The sequence below is a fragment of the Devosia sp. CN2-171 genome, assembly GCF_049354815.1.
GTDB lineage: Bacteria > Pseudomonadota > Alphaproteobacteria > Rhizobiales > Devosiaceae > Devosia_A.
Map to the genome: position 1 here is coordinate 2,884,150 of NZ_CP186479.1, position 19,794 is coordinate 2,903,943.

19 protein-coding genes are annotated in these 19,794 nt (G+C 64.8%); 17 read left to right on the forward strand and 2 right to left on the reverse strand.

The window, feature by feature from the left end; genetic code table 11:
- The first annotated feature begins 54 nt into the window (after window positions 1-54).
- The 5 genes from ACOYW5_RS14250 (at window position 55) to ACOYW5_RS14270 (ending at window position 5,345) form a co-directional block, all read left to right on the forward strand.
- Window positions 55-1,020 carry a hypothetical protein gene (locus ACOYW5_RS14250; RefSeq protein WP_423065549.1) on the forward strand — a complete coding sequence of 322 codons (966 nt, stop codon included), beginning with the start codon at window positions 55-57 and terminating at the stop codon, window positions 1,018-1,020.
- Window positions 1,020-2,189 (forward strand): serine hydrolase domain-containing protein, encoded by a 1,170-nt coding sequence (locus ACOYW5_RS14255; RefSeq protein WP_423065550.1) that lies wholly within the window; start codon window positions 1,020-1,022, stop codon window positions 2,187-2,189. The genes ACOYW5_RS14250 and ACOYW5_RS14255 overlap by 1 nt, the downstream gene beginning before the upstream one ends.
- A 92-nt stretch (window positions 2,190-2,281) precedes the next feature.
- Complete coding sequence (locus ACOYW5_RS14260) at window positions 2,282-3,580, forward strand: ABC transporter substrate-binding protein (protein ID WP_423065551.1); 1,299 nt, start codon at window positions 2,282-2,284, stop codon at window positions 3,578-3,580.
- A 2-nt stretch (window positions 3,581-3,582) separates the two neighbouring features.
- A complete protein-coding gene (locus tag ACOYW5_RS14265; RefSeq protein ID WP_423065552.1) occupies window positions 3,583-4,524 on the forward strand; it encodes a carbohydrate ABC transporter permease in 942 nt (313 codons plus the stop codon).
- The gene (locus ACOYW5_RS14270) at window positions 4,521-5,345 is read left to right on the forward strand and encodes a carbohydrate ABC transporter permease (protein ID WP_423065553.1); all 825 of its coding nucleotides are present in this window, start codon (window positions 4,521-4,523) and stop codon (window positions 5,343-5,345) included. Before ACOYW5_RS14265 ends, ACOYW5_RS14270 begins: the two co-directional genes overlap by 4 nt.
- A 39-nt stretch (window positions 5,346-5,384) precedes the next feature.
- On the opposite strand, the gene ACOYW5_RS14275 is transcribed toward ACOYW5_RS14270, so the two are convergent.
- Complete coding sequence (locus tag ACOYW5_RS14275) at window positions 5,385-6,419, reverse strand: LacI family DNA-binding transcriptional regulator (RefSeq protein WP_423065554.1); 1,035 nt, start codon at window positions 6,417-6,419, stop codon at window positions 5,385-5,387.
- Window positions 6,420-6,577: 158 nt separating this feature from the next.
- On the opposite strand from ACOYW5_RS14275, the gene ACOYW5_RS14280 reads away from it, so the two are divergent.
- From ACOYW5_RS14280 to ACOYW5_RS14300, 5 genes are all read left to right on the forward strand, one after another.
- Window positions 6,578-7,624: a Gfo/Idh/MocA family protein gene (locus tag ACOYW5_RS14280; protein ID WP_423065555.1), complete on the forward strand. Its 1,047-nt coding sequence runs from the start codon at window positions 6,578-6,580 to the stop codon at window positions 7,622-7,624.
- Complete coding sequence (locus ACOYW5_RS14285; protein ID WP_423065556.1) at window positions 7,621-8,562, forward strand: sugar phosphate isomerase/epimerase family protein; 942 nt, start codon at window positions 7,621-7,623, stop codon at window positions 8,560-8,562. Before ACOYW5_RS14280 ends, ACOYW5_RS14285 begins: the two co-directional genes overlap by 4 nt.
- A gap of 65 nt (window positions 8,563-8,627) precedes the next feature.
- Entirely contained in the window at window positions 8,628-9,623 is a 996-nt protein-coding gene (locus ACOYW5_RS14290) for a substrate-binding domain-containing protein (protein ID WP_423065557.1), read from the forward strand.
- A gap of 64 nt (window positions 9,624-9,687) precedes the next feature.
- Window positions 9,688-10,470: an ATP-binding cassette domain-containing protein gene (locus ACOYW5_RS14295; protein WP_423065558.1), complete on the forward strand. Its 783-nt coding sequence runs from the start codon at window positions 9,688-9,690 to the stop codon at window positions 10,468-10,470.
- Window positions 10,467-11,525: an ABC transporter permease gene (locus ACOYW5_RS14300; protein ID WP_423065559.1), complete on the forward strand. Its 1,059-nt coding sequence runs from the start codon at window positions 10,467-10,469 to the stop codon at window positions 11,523-11,525. The genes ACOYW5_RS14295 and ACOYW5_RS14300 overlap by 4 nt, the downstream gene beginning before the upstream one ends.
- Before the next feature lie 71 nt (window positions 11,526-11,596).
- Here the strand turns inward: ACOYW5_RS14300 and ACOYW5_RS14305 are convergent, their stop codons facing one another.
- Complete coding sequence (locus ACOYW5_RS14305) at window positions 11,597-12,499, reverse strand: GntR family transcriptional regulator (RefSeq protein ID WP_423065560.1); 903 nt, start codon at window positions 12,497-12,499, stop codon at window positions 11,597-11,599.
- Between the two features lie 212 nt (window positions 12,500-12,711).
- On the opposite strand from ACOYW5_RS14305, the gene ACOYW5_RS14310 reads away from it, so the two are divergent.
- The 7 genes from ACOYW5_RS14310 (at window position 12,712) to ACOYW5_RS14340 (ending at window position 19,793) form a co-directional block, all read left to right on the forward strand.
- Window positions 12,712-13,650: an ABC transporter permease gene (locus ACOYW5_RS14310; RefSeq protein ID WP_423069472.1), complete on the forward strand. Its 939-nt coding sequence runs from the start codon at window positions 12,712-12,714 to the stop codon at window positions 13,648-13,650.
- A complete protein-coding gene (locus tag ACOYW5_RS14315) occupies window positions 13,647-14,441 on the forward strand; it encodes an ATP-binding cassette domain-containing protein (RefSeq protein WP_423065561.1) in 795 nt (264 codons plus the stop codon). Before ACOYW5_RS14310 ends, ACOYW5_RS14315 begins: the two co-directional genes overlap by 4 nt.
- 41 nt (window positions 14,442-14,482) lie before the next feature.
- A complete protein-coding gene (locus tag ACOYW5_RS14320; RefSeq protein ID WP_423065562.1) occupies window positions 14,483-15,400 on the forward strand; it encodes a sugar ABC transporter substrate-binding protein in 918 nt (305 codons plus the stop codon).
- A gap of 83 nt (window positions 15,401-15,483) precedes the next feature.
- Window positions 15,484-16,494, forward strand: a complete 1,011-nt coding sequence (locus ACOYW5_RS14325) for a zinc-binding alcohol dehydrogenase family protein (protein WP_423065563.1) — start codon at window positions 15,484-15,486, stop codon at window positions 16,492-16,494.
- A gap of 221 nt (window positions 16,495-16,715) precedes the next feature.
- Entirely contained in the window at window positions 16,716-18,011 is a 1,296-nt protein-coding gene (locus tag ACOYW5_RS14330) for an ABC transporter substrate-binding protein (protein WP_423065564.1), read from the forward strand.
- A 1-nt stretch (window position 18,012) separates the two neighbouring features.
- Window positions 18,013-18,975, forward strand: a complete 963-nt coding sequence (locus tag ACOYW5_RS14335) for a carbohydrate ABC transporter permease (protein WP_423065565.1) — start codon at window positions 18,013-18,015, stop codon at window positions 18,973-18,975.
- Window positions 18,972-19,793 (forward strand): carbohydrate ABC transporter permease, encoded by an 822-nt coding sequence (locus tag ACOYW5_RS14340; RefSeq protein WP_423065566.1) that lies wholly within the window; start codon window positions 18,972-18,974, stop codon window positions 19,791-19,793. Before ACOYW5_RS14335 ends, ACOYW5_RS14340 begins: the two co-directional genes overlap by 4 nt.
- Window position 19,794 lies beyond the last annotated feature (1 nt).

The window sequence follows — 19,794 nt, forward strand, 5'->3', positions numbered from 1 at the left end:
CGACGCTCACACTCCCTGCTAAATCCATTTAGCAAATCTGAGGGGTTGAAAGCGATGGCTTTTTCACTGCCCGACCACTGGGTCTGGGACTTCTGGCTGGCCGACGACGGCGCGACCTATCATCTGTTCTACCTGCATGCGCCGCGCGCATTGGGAAACCCTGATCTGAGGCATCGCAACGCCCGTATCGGCCATGCCACCTCCATCGACCTCGTCAACTGGCAGAACCACGGGCAGATTCTCGACACCGGCGCAGCCGGCAGCTTCGACGATACCGCTAGCTGGACAGGCAGCGTGGTGCGTGGTCCCGACGGGCAATGGCGGCTCTACTATACCGGCTCGCGCTTTCTCTCCCCATCAAGCAATGCCAATGTCGAGACGGTGGGCATGGCCGTTTCCGACGACCTCTATAGCTGGCGGAAGCTACCTGGTCCGGTGTGTATCGCCGACCCGCAGCTTTACGAAACGCTCGGCAACTCGGACTGGCCCGAAGAGGCCTGGCGCGACCCTTGGGTATTCGCCGATGCGGCAGGCCAGTGGCACATGCTGGTCACGGCGCGAGCCAATCACGGTGCCCTGATGGAGCGCGGCGTGATCGGCCACGCCGTCTCGAACGACATGCAGTCCTGGCAGGTCCAGCCCGCGCTCAGCGCCATCAACGGCGGATTCTCCCACCTCGAGGTACCGCAGATCGTTGCAGTCGACGGCACGTTACACTTGCTGTTCTGCTGCGACAGCCCGAGGCTTTCGGGCCGGCTCACCGGTCAGAAGGGTGGCGTGTGGTCGGTCGCCATTCCGTCGGAGCTTGGGCCCTATCCGATCGAGCGAGCGACGTTGCTGGTGCCCGAGGAGCTCTATGCCGGCCGGATCGCTACCGATCGTAGCGGCCGCGCCGTGCTGCTGGCGTTCAACAACGTGCAGTCGGGGGGCGACTTTGCCGGCTCGATCTCCGACCCGCTGCCGGTGAAGATAGGCCGGCACGCCGACGGCCTCCCCCGGCTCGAACTGGAGGCCAGATGATGAGCCTTTCGATCCATGGGACGGTGGCCGCGGGCTACGAGCCGATGCGCACAGTGTTCGAAGCCGCGTTTGATGGCGCGCCGAACATGGGGGCAGCGCTCGCCATCCTCGTCGACGGGGAACTGATCGCTAGCCTCTGGGGCGGTCTCGCCGACGAACGCGATGGCCGGCGGTGGGAACAGGACACCGCCTCGGTGATCTTCTCGTGCACCAAGGGCCTGATGTCACTGCTGGTGGCACGGCTGGTGGAGCAGGGACGGCTTGACTATCACGCTCCAGTCGCCCGCTACTGGCCGGAGTTCGCGGCTGGTGGGAAAAGCGCCGTGACGGTGGCACAGGCGCTGAGCCATCAGGCCGGGCTGTCGGCCCCGCGCGAGGATTTCGAGCTTGCGGACATTCTCGATTGGGATGCCGCCACGTCAAAGCTGGGGGCGCAGGCACCGCTGTGGCCGCCAGGCGAGGGCTATGCCTACCACGCGCTGACGCATGGTTGGCTGGCTGGCGAACTGGTTCGGCGCGTGACAGGACAATCGCCCGGAACATACTTCCGCGAAACGGTGGCGCCGCTTGGCGCCGAAGCATGGATCGGCCTGCCGCCGGCGCGCGGCAATGTCGCGCATCTGCAGGTGGCGCCCGAGCTTGCGGCGCTGTGGGAGACCGATGCGAACAAGGCCGCTGCCGGCGAGGTCAACTGGCCATTCCGCGCCATGACGCTTGGTCGGGCGCTGCCGGCCGCGCTGGTCACCAGCGATGGCGGCTTCAACGACCGCCGGGTGCAGCAGGCCGAGATTCCCGGCGCCGGCGGCATCGCCACCGCCGAAGGCCTCGCGAGCATCTGGTCGGCAGCCGTGGCCGAGACACGCGGTGTGCGGCTGGCCTCGGCAGACGTGTTGAAGCGCGCGACAGCGACGGTGACTGAGGGTGCGCCGGTGTTTGCGGCGGAGCCGCCCTATCCGCGCTGGGGCATGGGCTTCCAGCTTGACTCCGCAGCGCGGCGTTTTCTCACCGACGAAAGCTTCGGGCACGACGGCGCCGGCGGCCAGGTGTCCTTCGCGGACCCCCGGCATCGCGTCGGATTTGCCTTCATCACCAACTGGATGCGCGGGCCCGGTGACGTCAGGGGCACTGCGCTGGTCGACGCGCTGCGCGAGCTGCTCGGAGCCTCTTGACGAGAGGCGTGAACCTCGTGCTAAATCCATTTAGCAAAGCAGAACGCCAGCTGAGCAGAATGACGGCTGGCATCCTTGGAGGAGGAATGAACATGAAGCTGAGATCCCTCAATGCTGTCGGCCTTGCGGCGCTGACCGCCGCCGCGCTCACCGGCACCGCCATGGCCGCGCCGAGCTGCGGCGCCGATCCGGTGGTGATGAATGCCTATTTCGAGACCGGCTTCCCGCTACCCAGCAAGCTGGCCGAGGAGTTCACCAAGCAGTTCCCGAACGTGACCTTCGATATCAAGGAAGATCAGTTCGCCAACATGATGGAGAACTCGCCGCGCATCCTCAGCGAGGACAATGCGCCCGACCTGATCCGCCTGCCCTCGATGAGCGACCTCGTCGCCAACGAATTGCTGGCCAATCTCGACGGCTATTTCACCGAGTTCGGCTGGGACAAATTTCCGCCGAGCCAGCTGATCCAGCTGCGTGTCGAGGAGGGTGGCCGCCCGCGCGGCGCCGGCTCGCTCTGGGCCATGGGTCTCAACTATTCGATGACCGGCGTGTTCTACAACAAGGAGCTCGCCACCAAGATCGGCATGACCGAGCCGCCCAAGACGCTGGCCGAGCTCGACGCGCTGATGCAGAAGGCCAAGGATGCCGGCGTCGTGCCGATCATGCAGTTCAACAAGGGAACCGGCGGCCTCGCCTTCCCGCTGCAGGATCTGATGGGTTCATACGGTCCGCCCGAGCCGATCAACGACTGGATCTTCCAGAAGGACGGCGCCAGCATCAACACCGAGGCCAACCTCAAGGCGGCCGAGCACCTCGAGAACTGGGTGAAGTCCGGCTATTTCGCCGCCGACACCAACGCCATCGAGTACTTCCAGATGATGAGCCGGTTCACTGGCGGCGAAGGCCTGTTCATGTTCAACGGCGACTGGGAGTCGGGTAACCTCGACAAGAACTTCGCCGGCAAGTTCGGCTTCTTCCTGATGCCACCGGCCGAGGAGGGTGGCCGCCACGCCGCCATGTCGGCGCCGCTCACCTTCGGCATCGGCGCCAAGGCTGCGCACAAGGATTGCGCGGCGTTCTTCCTCAACTGGGTCGCGACCAACGAGCAGGCCCGCAAGATCAATGTCGAAGTCGGCGGCTCCAACCCCGGCGGCCCGGCCGATCTGCCCATTCCGGCCGTCACGCCCGGTTCGGTGACGGAGGCGACGCTCGCCGCCGGCAACGTGGTGGCCACCGAGAACGGCGCGATGGACTTCATCGCCAACGCCACCGGCGCCATCTTCGCCGCGGGCTGGACGCCCGAACTGCAGAAGCTGGTCGGCGGCGTGCAGACCGGCAAGGGGCTGATCGAAGCCGTGCAGGCCGAATACGAAAAAGAACTGTCGCGCTGACCTTGACCAGCAGGACCAACCAGGTCGCCGGGGCAGCGCCAGCTGCCCCGGCCAAGTCGCGGGGGAGCGCCGGCATCGGCCGTCGCGCGACCGTTGCGGCGCTGCTCTTCGCGGCGCCCGCTTTCGTCATGTACGTGGCCTTCGTGCTCGTGCCGCTGGCAATGTCGGTGTTCTACTCGCTGCAGCGCTGGGACGGCATCGGCAAGATGCGGTTCGTGGGGCTCAACAACTACCTAATCGTCCTGACCGACGCCGACTTGCTGCAGGTGATCGGCAACGCTTTCCTCCTCGCCGCGTGGTTCACGCTGATCCCGGTGGTGCTGGGGCTCGCCGTCGCCGCGGCGATCCGCGAGCATCTGGGCGGGCCGTTCGGCACCGCGACGCGCACCATCCTGTTCCTGCCCCAGGTCATCCCGCTGGTCGCCGCCGGCATCGCCTGGAGCTGGATGTTCGCCAATACGGGCCTCGTCAACCAAGCGTTGCGCGGCATCGGACTCGAGGCCTGGGCGCGCGGCTGGCTCGGCGATTTCACCTTCGCCCTGCCGGCGGTGGGCATTATCGGCGCCTGGGTGCTGCTCGGCCTCTGCACCATGCTGCTGGTGACCGGCATCACCAAGATCGATCCCAGCCTCTATGAGGCGGCGCGACTTGACGGCGCCGGGGCATGGGACGAGTTCGTCTACATCACCCTGCCTGGGCTCAGGCAGGAGCTCGGCGTCTGCGTCACGGTTACCGTGATCGCGGCGCTCGCCAGCTTCGACATCGTCTACATCGCCACTGGCGGCGGGCCGGGCATCCAGACCACGGTGCCGGGGCTGGAGATCTACCGGCTGGCCTTCGCGCATCGGCAGGTCGGCCTCGCCTCGGCGCTTGCCATCTTCCTCATGGTGCTGGTGCTGGTCTGCGTGCTGCCGATCCAGTGGCTGACGCGGGTGCGGCGATGAAGAACCTCACCCTCGATGCCGCGCTGGCGCGCCTGCTCATCGTCGTGCTGATGGCACTGACGCTGTTGCCGTTCCTCTCGATGTTCAGCGCGGCGCTGGCGCCATCGGGCAGCTATCCACCCGGGCTCGCCTGGCCGGCGGATCCGCAATGGGCCAACTTCGCAAAGGCGTTCGAAGTGGCCAAGATGGATCAGCTGCTGCTCTCGAGCCTGCTGATCGTGATCGGCACGGTGCCGCTCAGCGTGCTGTTTTCGGCCATGGCGGGCTATGGCCTCGCCAAGTTCGACAAGGGGCGCGGGCGCTGGTTCTACCTGGTGTTCGTCTTGGGGCTGACGCTGCCGTTCGAGGCGGTGATCACGCCGCTCTACTACGAGATCAAAGCACTCGGCCTGCTCAACACCCGCTTCGCGATCATCCTGCCGCTCATCGGCCTCTACATGCCGTTCGGCGTCTACTGGATGCGCACCCATTTCGTGAACACGCCCAAGGAACTGTCCGAGGCGGCCCAGATCGACGGGGCGAGCGAGTGGAAGCAGTTCTGGCTCGTGCACGTGCCACTGGCGCGGCCGGCAATCATGTCGCTCGCTATCCTCCAGTTGCTGTGGACCTGGAACCAGTTCCTGCTGCCCGTGGTGCTGGTGCAGGATCCGGTGCAGCGCACGATGGCGGGGGCGCTGGGGGCGTTCCAGGGCCAGTGGGGGACCGATATCCCATTACTCTGTGCCGGCGCGCTCCTGATCCTCGCGCCGACCATCGCGGTCTTCCTGATCTTCCAGCGGCAGTTCGTGGCGGCGCTGTTGCAAGGGGCGGTGAAGGGCTGAGCGGCAGCACGTTCGGTCGGGCTGTTGCAGCCCGCGCGCTCAACCGTTGCGCGCGTTGTCGCTGTCGCCTTCAACCAGCTCCATCGGCCACACCCGACGCACGATGCCCTGCGGATAGATGTCGGCATAGGCCGGCATCGAGGCCAGCAGCGATTCCCCCAGCGCGATCCCTACATCGCGCAGGGACACCCTGAAACAGGTGAGCGCCGGCGACAGAAACCGGGACAGCGGCGATTCCCGGAAGGCGATGACGGCCACGTCCTGCCCCGGGTTCAGCCCCGCGTCCCTGATGCCCCGGTAAAAGCCGATCGCCATCAGCTCGTAGACCAGCAAGATGGCAGTCGGCCGCGGGGCCATGCTGATCAGCTGATGCGCCGCCTGGTATCCGCCCTGTTCGGAGGACGAGGTATAGATCACCAGGCTCGGATCGAAGGCGATGGCGTGCCGGGCCAGCGCATCCTTGTAGGCCTGGAGGAAGATGACGCCGAGGTTGATATCGCTGCTCGGCACGGCAACGGCGATGCTGCTGTGACCCTTGGCGACCAGCCGGTCCACGGCGCGGTTTGCTACGCCTTCGAAGTCGAGGTCGATCCAGGGATGGTCACTTGGGGTGCCCGTCCGGCCGAGCGCGATGAACGGCACGTGCGCTTTGTTCAGAAGCTCGACGCGCGGATCCTTTCTGTGGGTCGCCGATATGATCAACGCGTCGACCAGCCGCCGCGCGATCATGCGGCGCAGATACTGGGTGGGGTCTTCGTCAGTCGCGCAGGGGAGCACCACCAGATCGAGGTGATGCCTGCTCAACACCGTCTGTACGCCGTCGAAGACGCCAAAGAAGAAGTTGTCGGGGTTGCCTGATGTGTCGGCGCCCGACTCCATCATGAAGCCGATGGCATTGGTCGTGCCCTGCCGCAGGGTTCGTCCGGCCTGGTCGGGTACGTAGCCGAACTCGGCAGCCGCATCGAGCACCCGACGGCGTGTTGCTTCATTGACGTCGGGACGACCGTTCAAGGCCCGGGAGACCGTGCCGATCGAGATGTTCAGATGTTCGGCAAGGCGCCGTATGCCCTTCATAATACTCGCTTTTCCCAGCGCGCCGGAAGCTTCCGAAAACGTTTACGCAATTCTCTTGACACAGAATTGCCGTCGAATATAGCGTCGTAAACGTTTACGAAAACCGTCGCGCAGCCGGAGGAGGCGCGCCGATGGTTTCCCTGGGGAGGGGCAATCAAGTGTCATTTCGTGCCGTTCTGGCCGGGTGCGGAGCTATGTCCAAGGGCTGGCTCAAGGCCATTGCCGAAACGCCGGCGCTCCGAGACCGCATCACCATTGTCGGCCTCAACGACATCAACCCCGATGCTGCGCATCGCCTCGCGGCGGAGTTCGGTCTGGGCAAGGCGGCGGTCGAGAGCGACCTCAAAGCCCTGCTCACCGGCACTAAGCCCGACCTGCTGTTCGATGTCGTGGTTCCCGGCGCCAGGCACGACGTAGTGGCGACCGCACTCGAGCATGGCTGTCACGTTCTGTCCGAGAAGCCGATGGCGGCCAGCCTTGACGACGCACGCCGCCTCGTCGCGCTCGCGGCACGGGCCGGCAGGACGCATGCCGTCGTCCAGAACCGCCGCTACATTGCCGGCGTGCGGCGCATCCGTCGGCTGATCGACAGCGGCGCCCTGGGCGAGCTTACCGCGCTCCATGCTGACTTCTTCATCGGCGCGCATTTTGGCGGTTTCCGCGATGTCATGCAGAATGTGCTGCTGCTCGATATGGCGATCCACACATTCGACGCCGCCCGCTTCATGGCCGGCCGGGATGCTCTCGCGGTCTACTGCCATGAAACCAATCCGCGCGGCTCCTGGTATGCGCACGGCGCTGCAGCCAACGCCATCTTCGAGCTCGCGGACGACATCACCTTCACCTATCGCGGGTCGTGGGCTGCCGAGGGGGCTCAGACGAGTTGGGAGAGCGCCTGGCGCATCATCGGAACGCGTGGCACTTTGCTGTGGGATGGCGCGGAGCGCTTCGAGGCGCATGTGGTCGACGGCGATGACGGGTTCCACCGTCCGCTAGCCGCCATCGAAGTGCCACCGCCGGCCGATCCGGCGCAGACCCACGGCCATGCCAGCGTTCTCGCCGAGTTCATCGGTGCCATCGAGACCGGAAGGCGGCCCGAGACCGCCGGCAGCGACAACATCAAGAGTCTCGCCATGGTGTTTGCCGCCATCGAGAGCGCGCGCACCCGGACCCGTCAACCCATTGCACCCGAGGACCGCCAATGAGCGCCACGACCAAATCCATCCGCATCGGCACGATGGTCAATGCCACCGGCGGCACGACCGCCGAACGTCTCGTTGAACTGCGCGACCTCGGCTTCGAGAGCTTCGAGCCGTTCTTCTGGCAGACAACGAACGGCCAGGACCTCGCCGAGCTCGGCAAGCGCAGCCTCGATGCGATCGGCAATCGCGACATCACCATCTCTACCCTCGGCATGTTCGGCAATCCGCTCGAAGACCAGGAGATGGACCGCCAGACCCTCCAAGGCTGGAAGGACTGCATCGACAACGCCCACCATTTCGGCGCCACCTGCGTCGCCGGCTTCACCGGCCGGGTCCGCGGCAAGCCGCTGACCGACAGCCTGCCCAGGTACAAGCAGGTGTGGTCCGAGCTCGCCAAGCGCGCCGCCGACAAGGGCATCAAGATCGCCTTCGAGAACTGCGCCATGGACGGCAACTGGCAGACCGGCGACTGGAACATCGCCCACAACCCCGATGCCTGGGAGCTGATGTTCAACGAGACGCCGGACGACAATCTCGGGCTCGAGTGGGAGCCCTGCCACCAGCTGGTCTACCTGATCGACCCGCTGCCGCAGATTCGCAAATGGGCGAGCAAGATCTTCCACGTGCACGGCAAGGACGCCACCGTCCGCTGGGACGTGATCAAGGAGCACGGCATCTTCGGCAAGGAGAAGTTCGTGTTCATGCGCACGCCGGGCTTCGGCGACAGCAACTGGACCGACATCATCTCCGAACTGCGGCTCGCCGGCTGGGCAGGCTCGATCGACATCGAGGGCTGGCACGATCCGGTCTATCGCGGCGATCTCGAAATGACCGGACAAATCCGGGCGCTGAACTACCTCAAGCACGCTCGAGGTGGCGACTTCGTGAATCTGGCCGCCAACTACGAGGGAGGGGATCCCTCGCTACGACGCGCCAGCTGATGAGTGGTGCCGGCGGGGGAGCCGGCACGCAAAACCGTGCACAGCACGAAAGGGAGGACGTGACTATGATTGATCTGAAGACTCTTACCGCCGCAGCTCTTGCGACTGTCACCATCGCCAGCCTGACCAGCGCCGCCATGGCGGAAACGCTGCGCGACAACTGGTGCAGCGACGTCAAGATCCGGTTCTTTGCAGGTGGGGCCGAGGGCGATGCCTTTGCGTCGATCGTCTATAACGGTGCCGTCCAGGCGGCCAAGGACACTGGCGCGCAGGTCGACTACGTGTTCTCGGGCTGGAGCTCGGAGAAGATGATCCAGCAGCTCCGCGAGGCCATCGGCGCTGCCCCGAACGGCATCGCCATGATGGGCCACCCGGGCAATGCCGCGATCATGCCGCTGGCCGAGGAAGCCTCTGCCGCCGGCATCAAGATGATGTACCAGAACGTGCCGGTCGACGAGGTCACCGCGAAGTTCGGTGGCGGCTATGTCGGGGCCCAGCAGAAGCCGCAAGGCAAGGCTCTGGGCGAGGAGGCCATCCGCCGCTTCGGCCTCAAGGCCGGCGATGTCGCCATCGTCATGAGCGACTGGTCGCAGCTGGAGCGCGCAGAACGCGAACTCGGAACACTCGAGGCATTCGAGGCCGCTGGGTTGAAGGTCGTGAAGCTGCAAAGTCCGGAAGGCCTGGGCACAGATCCAAACGTGGGCATTCCGGTTATCACGGCGGCTGTCACGGCCAATCCCGATGTGAAGATCATCGCCTATCCGGGTGGCCAGCCTCTCGGTAACGCCGCCACCTACATGCAGGCGGCAGGCAAGAACGCCGGCGACGTCATCAATATCGGTTTCGACACCAGCCCGCAGATCGTCGAGGCGTTCAAGGATGGCTGGGTGCAGCTGACCTCCGACCAGCAGCCGTTCCTGCAGGGGTACATGCCGATCCTGTCGCTATGCCAGCAGGTCGTCTACGGCCTTGGCTCGATCAACGTGGATACCGGTGCCGGCTTCGTCACGCCCGATAACTACGGAGCTGTGGCGGACCTGGCCAAGGAAGGCCTTCGCTAAGCGCTCCCGGCGGCAGGGGTCCGGTTCCGGCCGGGCCCCGGCCCATCATTTGCAGCGAGGCAGCATGCAAAATCGCATTATCGAGCTCAAGGACATCAAGAAGTCCTATGGGCAGGTCTACGCCCTGGGCGGAGTTGACCTTCACGTGGACCAGGGCGAGGTCGTCGGCCTCGTTGGGGACAACGGCGCCGGTAAGTCCACACTCATCAAGATTCTTGCCGGCGCGGTTCGACCAACGACGGGCGAGATCCTCGTGCGCGGCGAGCCGGTTTCGAACTGGAACGCGGCACGTTCGCGCGAGGCGGGCATCGAGACGGTGTTCCAGGACCGCGCGCTGGCCGTGCAGCAGACCATCATCTGGAACATCTTCATGGGCCGCGAACTGGTCGGTCCGCTCGGCTTTCTCAAGGTCCGCAAGCAGCGCGAAGAGGCCGAGCGCCTGATGCGCGAGATCGGCTTCACCTCGAAGGTCTTCGGCCCGAGTTCCATTGTCGGCCAGTTGTCCGGCGGCGAGCGGCAGGGCGTGGCCATCGCGCGGGCGATGTACAACCAGAGCGACCTGATCATCCTCGATGAGCCGACGACGGCGCTCTCGCTCACCGAGACGGCCAAGGTTTTCCATTTCGTCCGGCAGGCCCGGGCGGCGGGCCGCTCGATCCTGTTCATCGGCCACAACATCCACCACGTGTTCGATATTTCCGATCGCTTCGTCGTGCTCGATCGCGGACGCGTGGCGCTGCAGGCCACCAAGACCGAACTCGGCTCGGCGGAAGCCCTTGTCCGTTTCATGGAGGAGCTTGCCCATCCAGGCGGCGCCGGCGTTGAGTCCACAGGAGGTACAGTATGACCGATACAGCCAACCGTGACGGTCAGGCACTGGCCGCCAAGACACTCGATGCGGACAAGGTCCGGCGCGTTGCCGAGGGCAAGCACGCCGACCGATCCAAGCTTCGCCGTTTCCTGATCGACCACCGGCCAGCCATCGGTTCGTTCGTCGTGCTGGTGGTCATGCTAGCCTGCTTCTTCGTGGGCAACCCGGAAGTGTTCTCGCAGTGGAACATGTACCGCGCCGTCCTCATCGGCCTTCCCGTCGTCCTCTTCGTCGTCGTGCCACTGGTCTATGTGGTGACGGTGGGCGAAATCGACCTCTCCTTTCCGGCGACGATCGGCATGGCCGGGTGGGTTTTCGCGCTGGTGGTGCAGGCGGGGTACGATCCGTTTCTGGGCATCATCGCGGCCGTGCTGACGGGCCTTGTTCTCGGGCTCTGCGTGGGTTGGCTCGTCGTCTATTGCAACCTCTCGTCGCTCATCGCCACGCTGGGCATGAATTTCATGCTGCGCGGGCTGATCCAGATCAACACCGAGGGCAAGTCGATCGCGCTCGTTGGCCTGCCCAAGACCCTTACCTTCCAGATCTTCGGCGGCCAGTTCTTCGGCATTCCTGTGCAAGTGCTCTGGGCCCTGCTGTTCGTGGCGATCTGCTCGTTGATCTACAACAGGCACCGCTTCGGCGTGCACGTGCACATGGTTGGCGACAACCCTGACGCGGCGCAGCAGATGGGCATCAACGTCAAACTGGTGCGGCTGAAGACCTTCGCCTTTGTCGGCCTTGGCGCGGCGCTGGCGGGCGTCGCCGCCGTGATGATCAACTACACCTGGTGGCCAACGTCCGGTGACGGATATCTGCTGCCTGCCCTGGCCTCGGTGTTTGTGGGCGGCACAGCGCCTTGGGGCGGCATTGGCACGATCGTGGGCAGCGCCATCGGCAGTTTCACGGTGTCGTTCATCCAGTCAGGCGTCGTGGGAGCAGGCCTCTCCGGCTTTTATGTCCAGTTCTTCTACGGGCTGATCATCATCCTGTCCCTGCTCGGCCACCGCTGGAACCAGGTCCGCTATCGCTAGCCGAAAAGGCACCGCTCCGGCTGGAGCGGTGCCTTTGGTCACATCGGGCCAGCCCATCGTGGGTGGCGGCGCTAGCCCACGGCGGCGTCGTTGGTGGTGGATCGTACGAGGGTCTGCCTGGCCGAGGCCAGGTGCTTGCGGCAAGCCGTGACGACCGAGGTCCGCGATCGGCTCAGCAGCGCGTCGATGTAGGCGAGGTGCTCCTCGATGGCGACCTCGTTGCGCTCCCGCTCGTCCTTCTTGTTCCACTGGTAGTGGTAGTGGAAGATCAGGGTGATGATGTCATAGAAGCCGTCGATGAAGCGGTTGGGGGCGGCGGCGTTGACCAGGCGATGGAAGCGGCTGTCGAGGTCCGAGAAATCCTGGAACCGCGCATCGATCTCGCCCAGCAGTTCGACATGCGCCGTTCGCAGCTGCCTCAGTTCCTGCCACAGCGGCGACGTCTCCGGCAGGCCCGCGAAGGCTTTGGCTGATCGCAGTTCGAACATTTCGCGAATCTCGATCAGTTCGAATGCGAAGCTGCCGGTGAACCCCTGCAGCACCCAGCCGCCGCTTGGCCGCCGTTCGATCAGTCCGAAGCGCTGGAAGCTGTTAAGGAACTCGCGGATGACGGTAGTGGCGACGCCGAACTGACGGGCGAGGTCGAGCTCGTTGATCAGCGAGCCTGCCTTGGCGTCGCCGCGCAGCATCCATTCCATGAATTGCTTTTCGACCTGAACCGAGGTGGGAACCGTCTCGGCCTCCGGAAACGGCGCGGCATGCCCGGCCGAGACCCGGATGAAGCGCTGGCGCCCGGCGCCGCCCACGACGCCCTGTTCGGCCAGCGTAGACAGGATTTTCCGCACCGTCGTCCGGCTCACCGCAAGCCGTGCGGCGAGCACGGTTTCTGAGGGCATCGCCTCACCTTCCCGTAACTGCGCGGTCAGCAGCAGCGCATCGTTGTAGGCCCGCTTGAACAAAGTATCCGTCTTCACCCGTCTTCTCCCGTCGCCGCACTTGTTCTGTAACCTATAAAAAACAATTTGACGATCCGCGTGAATGAGGTTTTTTGTACATAAGGGACGCACGGAGAGGGGCTGTGCTGGTGGACGAACAACCACTCGTGGGTGAAGCTGAGGTACGTGCCCGGTCGCAGCAGGGGGGCTCGATGCTTGGCATCGCGCTGCGGCTGCTGAGCATCGGGCCGATGCTGATCCTCATTATTCTCGTGGTCGGCATCAGCCTCGCTACGCCCAACTTCCTCAAGCCGGTCAATATCGGGAACATCCTGGCCCAGACCGCCGTGATTGCGATTGTCGCAATCGGGCAGCACCTAGTCATCCTGACGCGCGGCATCGACCTGTCGGTCGGCGCCAATCTGGCGCTGGCGACGGTGGTCGGCGGACTGGTCTTCCGCGTCGCCGATTCCGGAGCGCTGGTGATGGCAGCGATGCTGGTCGCCGGTGGAGCTGTGGGCGCAGTCAACGGCATCGTCTACGTCTTCGGCCGGCTTCCCCACCCCTTCATCATCACACTCGCGACACTCAGCATAGCGCGAGGTCTCGCGCTCGAGCTCGCCATCGGGCACACGACGATGCGCGGCATGCCCATGGAGATCGCACTCATCGGCGGCGGTTCGACGCTGGGCATCCCCAATTCGTTCTTCGTCGTGTTCGGTGTCGCCGCGTTGGTCTTGCTCATGACCCGCGCCATGGTGTGGGGGCGGTGGATATATGCCGTGGGCGGCAAGCCCGAGGCAGCGGTGCAGATGGGCATCCCGGTCAAATGGGTGCTGGTCTCGGTCTACGTCATCTCAGGCCTGTGCGCGGGCGTCGGCGCCATCGTGCTGGCCGGCCGCACCGAGGCAGCGTCACCGCTTTATGGCAACCTGCTCGAGCTCGACACCATCGCGGCGGTGATCATCGGGGGCGCGAGCTTCCTGGGCGGGCGCGGGCATATCGGCCATGCGCTGGTTGGGGCGGTGATGATCGGGGTGATCCGCAACGCCCTGAACCTGCTCAATGTCGATGTTTTCTTCCAGATGATCGCCATCGGGCTGATCATCGTGGTGGCCGTCGAGGCGGACGTGCTGCGCAACCATCTGGAAGCGCGGGTGCGCGTCATGCAGTCGGGGAGGGCGTCATGACCGTCGCCGCGTCCGCCTCGCCGGTCCTTTCCGTCTCCAATGCGATCAAGCGCTTCGGCGCCGTGCAGGCGCTCAAGAGCGTCAGCCTCGACGCCTATCGTGGCGAGGTGCTGGCCTTGCTGGGTGATAACGGCGCCGGCAAATCGACCCTGGTGAAATGTATCAGCGGCGTACACGGGCTGGATGGCGGGCAAATCCTGCTCGACGGCCAGCCGACCGTCATCCACAACCCGGCGGCGGCTCGAAGCGCCGGCATCGAGACGGTCTACCAGGACCTGGCGCTGTTCGACAACCTAACCCCGGCGCAGAACTTCTACTGCGGTCGGGAAATCGCCTTCCCGAGCTGGCTGCCGCGGGGGATGCGGCTGCTCAACCGGCGGGCAATGGACCAGAAGGCGGCCGCCGTGATCGAGCGGTTGAAGGTCAGGCTGCCCAAGTTCGATGCGCCGGTGGCGCTGATGTCGGGCGGGCAACGCCAGGCCATCGCGGTGGCGCGGGCAACGGTGTTCGCCCGCAAGCTGGTGATGCTCGACGAGCCCACCGCCGCCCTTGGGCTGCGCGAGGCGCGCAAGGTGCTCGACCTGATCGCTCAGCTCCGCGACGAGGGCAACGCGGTGATCCTCATCACCCACAACATGGAACACGTCATCGAACTGGCCGACCGCGCCGTGGTGCTCCGGCAGGGGCGCAAGGTCGGCGAACTCAAACCAAGCAGGGCAAATCAGCACGAACTGGTCTCGCTCATCGTCGGGGCGGAGACCCAGGGGATCGATCCGAGGGGGATCGAGTGATGGAGCGCTTCAATCGGAGCGGTCCGAATGGGAGGAAGACCATGAAGCTCAAACTACTGCTGGGAGGGCTGGCGCTCGCTGCTGCGATCGCCGGACCGGCCCTAGCGCAGGACAACATAAAGCTCGGGTTCATTACCAAGTTCCCGGTGCCGTTCTTTGCCACGATGGAGAATGCCGCCAAGGCCTATGCCGAGGCCAATCCCGGGGTGGAGATCATCTACGGCCAGGGCACGTCCGCCACCGACATCGAGGGCCAGATCGCCCAGATCGAGTCGATGGTCACGCAGGGCGTGCAGGGCATAGCCCTCACACCGGTCGACCCCACCGTGGCGCCGGCGCTCGACAAGGCCATCGCCCAGGGGGTGAAGATTGTCCTCATGGACAACAACATTCCCGACTGGGAGGGGCGGACCTCGCTTGCCACCACCGACAACTATGCGGCGGGCGTCATCGCCGGCCAGTATCTGAAGTCGGTGCTCAAGGACGGCGACACGCTCGGCATCCTCGAAGGCGTCCCCGGCGTTCCGGCGCTGGATGATCGCGTCAACGGCATGCTCGAGGGCCTCAAGGGGGTAGAGGTCAAGGTGGTCGGGCGGGCCGGCACCAACTGTACTGAAGAGCTGGGGATCAACGTCGCGCAGGACCTGCTGACCGCGAACCCCGATCTCAAGGCGATCTATGCTGCTTGCGGTCCTCCAGCCGCAGGGGCCGCACAGGCAATCAAGAACGCCGGCATCGCAAACGACGCGATCGTCCTGGTTGGCTTCGATTTCTGCTGCGGCGAAGCGGAGGCCCTGACGGCAGGCATCGAAGACGCGACTGTCGCGCAGTTCCCGGCCAAGATGGCCGAGCTCGGCGTCGATGCCCTTGTCAAGGCCATCCGCGGCGATGAGGTCCCATCCCTCATCGACTCGGGCGCTGCACTGGTGACCAAGGATACCATGTCCCAGTTCCAGTGACCCATCGCGAGGGCCGGGTCCTCGGTCTCCCCGGCATCCGGCTCTCGCATTCTTCCACCACGTCCCGTCGAAAGCAGTTGAAAATGCATGCGCTTGTCTGCCGCCAGCCCGGCGTGCTCGAGATCGAGACCCGGCCAGCCCCGCACCGCGGCGAGGGCGAGGCGCTGGTGCGCCCGCTCAGGGTGGGGATCTGCGGCACCGACTACCACATCTACGAGGGCAAGCATCCGTTCCTCGAATATCCGCGCGTGATGGGACATGAACTCGCTGTCGAGGTGCTCGAGGCGCCGGCCGGGTCGGGTTTTGCACCCGGCGAAATCTGCGTGGTCAACCCTTATGTCTCCTGTGGCCGCTGCATCGCCTGCCGCGCCGGCAAGCCGAACTGCTGCGTGCGCATCGCCGTGCTCGGCGTCCATCGCGACGGCGGCATGGCCTTGCTGCTCAGCCTGCCGGTCGCCAACCTGGTCAAGGCCGTGGGCCTGAGCATAGATGCCTGCGCGACAGTCGAGTTCCTGGCGATCGGCGCGCATGCGGTCAGGCGTGCCGGCACCGGCGCCGGCAAGCGCGGACTGGTGATCGGGGCTGGTCCGATTGGGCTCGGCGTGGCCTTGTTTGGCGCCATCTCGGGGCTCGAAGTCTCGGTGCTCGATCTCGATGCGGCGAGGCTTGAAACGGCCCGGGCCATTGCGGGCGCCACTCCCATCCCAGCCGATGAAGCGGCGCCGATGGTGGCGGCCTTAACCGATGGCGAGGGCTTCGACTTTGTTTTCGATGCGACGGGGAACGCGGCGTCGATGCAGAAGGGCTTCGACTATGTCGCGCACGGAGGCACCTACGTGCTGGTCAGCGTCGTCAAGGGGCCGATCACGTTCGAGGATCCTGATTTTCACCGCCGGGAGATGTCTCTGCTCGGCAGCCGCAACGCCACATCGGAGGATTTCCAGCGCGTAATTGCCGCGATCGCCGCAGGCAACGTTCCCATCGACAAGCTCATCACCCATCGCACCACGCTTGCCGGCGCGGCGCGCGACATCCCTGTCTGGGCAACCCAGAAGCGTGGGCTCGTCAAAGCGGTGATCGAGATCGCCGCTTAGACGCGGGGCCGGCGCGTCGACCACGAACTGCCTCGGCGTACCGCAAGGTCGCCGAGCGCCTTGTTATGCCTACTGAAAACCCTGCCGCTCCAGCTGACATGTTAGAAGGATTTTTCAGCTGCCATCGCCCTGACCGACTTGTGACATTCAACTTAGATGATAACGTTTCAACTTACTTGATGGAGAATGGCCCCAACGGCCGGATCAAGGAGGAGGAACCAATGAACATGCGTACAAAGACGTCCGGAATCCGTCGTCGCGCGGTACTGGCTGGTGCAAGTCTGACAGTTCTGCTGGCGGCAGCGCCGGTGCTGGCGCAGGACCTGAGCGGCGAGCTCGTCATCCTGCAATGGCAAGGCGGTACCGATGCCGAGATGTGGCAAAAGCTCGAAGCCGACTTCACCGCCAAGAATCCGGGCGTCGCAGTCCGTGAACTGGTGGTGACCGGTCAGGGGGACATGCGCGGTCCGATGCGTACTGCGCTGCTGGGCGGCGAGAAGGTCGATATCATCATCAACACTTGGCCGGCCTTCCGCGCCGAACTGGTCGACGCGGGCATTCTGCGTCCGATCGACGATCTGTGGGCGTCCGCCGGTCTCGACGCCGTGCTCGACCAGTCCTGGAAGGACCTGGGTTCCACCGATGGCGTCACCTACGGGGTGAACTACACTTATGGCGACCGCTCGGCCATCTGGTACAAAAAGGCCCATCTCGAAAAGGCCGGCGTCGAGCCCCCCAAGACCTGGGAGGAGTTCCTTGCCTCGATCGACAAGCTCAAGGCCGCCGGCTTCGCCGCGCCGATCGCCATGCCGGCCAAGTACTGGGCACATGGCGAGTGGTTCGAGACGCTGCTGCTGCGCACCGGGGGCGTCGAGGCTGCTGCCAAGCTTGCTGCCCACGAGATCCCCTGGACCGACGATATCGTCAAGACGACGCTCAAGAAGTACGCCGAACTGCTCAAGGCCGGCTGCTGCGGCACACCGGAGCAGATGTTCGCAGGCGACTGGGATTACTCAGCCGACCAGATCTTCACTGCCGATGCGTCGAACTACCTGATGATCGGCATGTGGATGAACGCGCGCGCCCGCAACGACTACAAGCTCACCGAAGGCGTCGACTACTCGATCTTCCAGTTCCCGTCGCTGGGCCTCGGACATGACGACACCTCGAGCGTCGATGCCAAGGAAGTGTCCGTCACCACCAATGGCGCCAATCCGGCGGCGGCCGATGCCTTCGCGGTCTACATGGTCAGCAAGGACGCCGCCGACATCCTCGCCTCCTACGGCTATGCCTCGCCGAGCAAGAACGCCGACCCTTCGTTGCTCGGTCCTGTACAGCAGGTGGCGACGGCGGCCGTGGCGCAGTCCAAGGTGCAGTTCGTCCTTGGCGACCTGCTCCCCGGCGACCTCGTCGATGAATACCGCGTCCAGCTGCAGAAGTTCCTGCAGGATCCTTCCGACGCCACGATCGACACGGTGACCGCCGCGATCGAGGCCAAGGCGCTGGAACTCTATTGACATGCAGGACTCCGCAGCCCCCACGACGGCGGGCTCGCGTCCCGGCGTTTCCTCCCGGCTTGGTGGTGAGCAGAGCAATCTGCTCGCCACCAGGCGGAAGATCGGCGACTGGCCAGCGGCCTGGCTGCTGATCGCCCCGGTGCTGATCCTGTTCGGCATCGCGGTGGTATTTCCGCTGATCGACACGATCCGGCTCAGTTTCTTCGACATCAAGGGTCTGGCCAAGCCGAAGTTCATTGGTTTGGGCAACTATGTGAAGCTGTTCACTGACCCGGCGTTCCGCAACACGCTGGTGACCACCCTGACCTTCACCATCTTCACCACCGTCATCTCGGTCGGCCTTGGTTGGCTGCTGGCCATGGTGAGCGCCTTCGCGCCGCGCCAGACGCTGCCCTTCCGGGTGATGATCTTCGCCGCATTCGGGATCTCCGAGGCGGTGGCCGGCTACATGTGGATCGGCATCCTGCGTCCGGATGCCGGCGGCCTGCTCAACGCCGCGATCGGCCTGTTCCAGCCCGGTTTTGCGCAGCCCTGGCTGGGCGACCCGCGCACCGCGCTGTGGGTACTGATCGTCGCGGCGTCCTGGGGCGGGGTCGGCCTGCCGCTGATGCTGTGCTTTGCCTCGGTGCAGTCGATTCCCAAGACGCTGTTCGAGGCCGCCTATATCGATGGCGCCAGCCACGGGCAGGTGATGCGCAACATCATGATGCCGCTGTCGCTGCCAGGGGTGCGGGTTGCCATCTTCATCAACCTGCTCGGCGCGCTCAGGGCCTTCGACATCATCTACATCCTGACCGGCGGAGGTCCGGTACGCAGCACCGAAACGGTGGGCTACTTCATGTACCGGGAGTCGATGACCCAGTTCAAACTCGGCTACGGCGCCGCCGCGACCGTGGTGCTGCTGGTCGCCGTGCTGGTCGTCTCCATTCCCGCCATCATCCAGAGAACGGCAGGTGCAAGATGATCGGACGTGCTCCCCGCTGGCCCACTATCGTCCTCGCCGTCTTCGGCTTCGTCTGGATCATCCCGATTATCGGCATCGTGATGACCTCCATCCGTCCGCTGGCGGAAACCTCGCGCGGCTGGTGGCGCATCGACAGCTTCACCCTCACCCTCAGCGCCTGGCAGCGCGTGTGGGAAGCCTATCCGCTGGCCCCGGCCTTTGTCACCACGGCAATCCTCGCGGTACTCGCGACTGTGGGGACGATGCTGCTGACCCCCGCCGCAGCCTATGCCTTCCACTTCCTCAAGTTCCCGTTCCGCCGCCTGCTGCTCATCATCATCATCAACGCGTTCGTGCTGCCCCAGCAGGTGGTGATCATCCCGTTGTTCCAGCTGTGGCGGGAGCTGGGGCTGATCGACAACTTCCTCGCCGTGCTCATCCCCTATGTAGGTCTGAGCTTTGCCTGGTCGATCTTCCTCGTGAAGAACTTCCTTGAGGATTTCCCGACCGAAGTCGTAGAAGCCTCGCGCATCGATGGCGCCGGACCGCTGCAGACCTTCTGGTACATCGTCCTGCCCAACAGCCTGAGCTCGGTCTTTGCGACCGGCATCCTGCAGTTCTTGTGGACCTGGAACGCGCTGCTCCTGCCCCTGCTCTATCTCAGGACCAACGTGCCGCTGCCGGTCATCCTGGCCCGCGTCAATGGCACCTACGAACTCAACTGGGACCTCCAATCGGTGGCGGCCATCGTCACCACCGTGGTCCCGTTGGTTGTCTTCCTCATCTTCCAACGTCAATTCGCCGCCGGGGCTGAAACCCGGACCGGCGCCAAGGATTAGT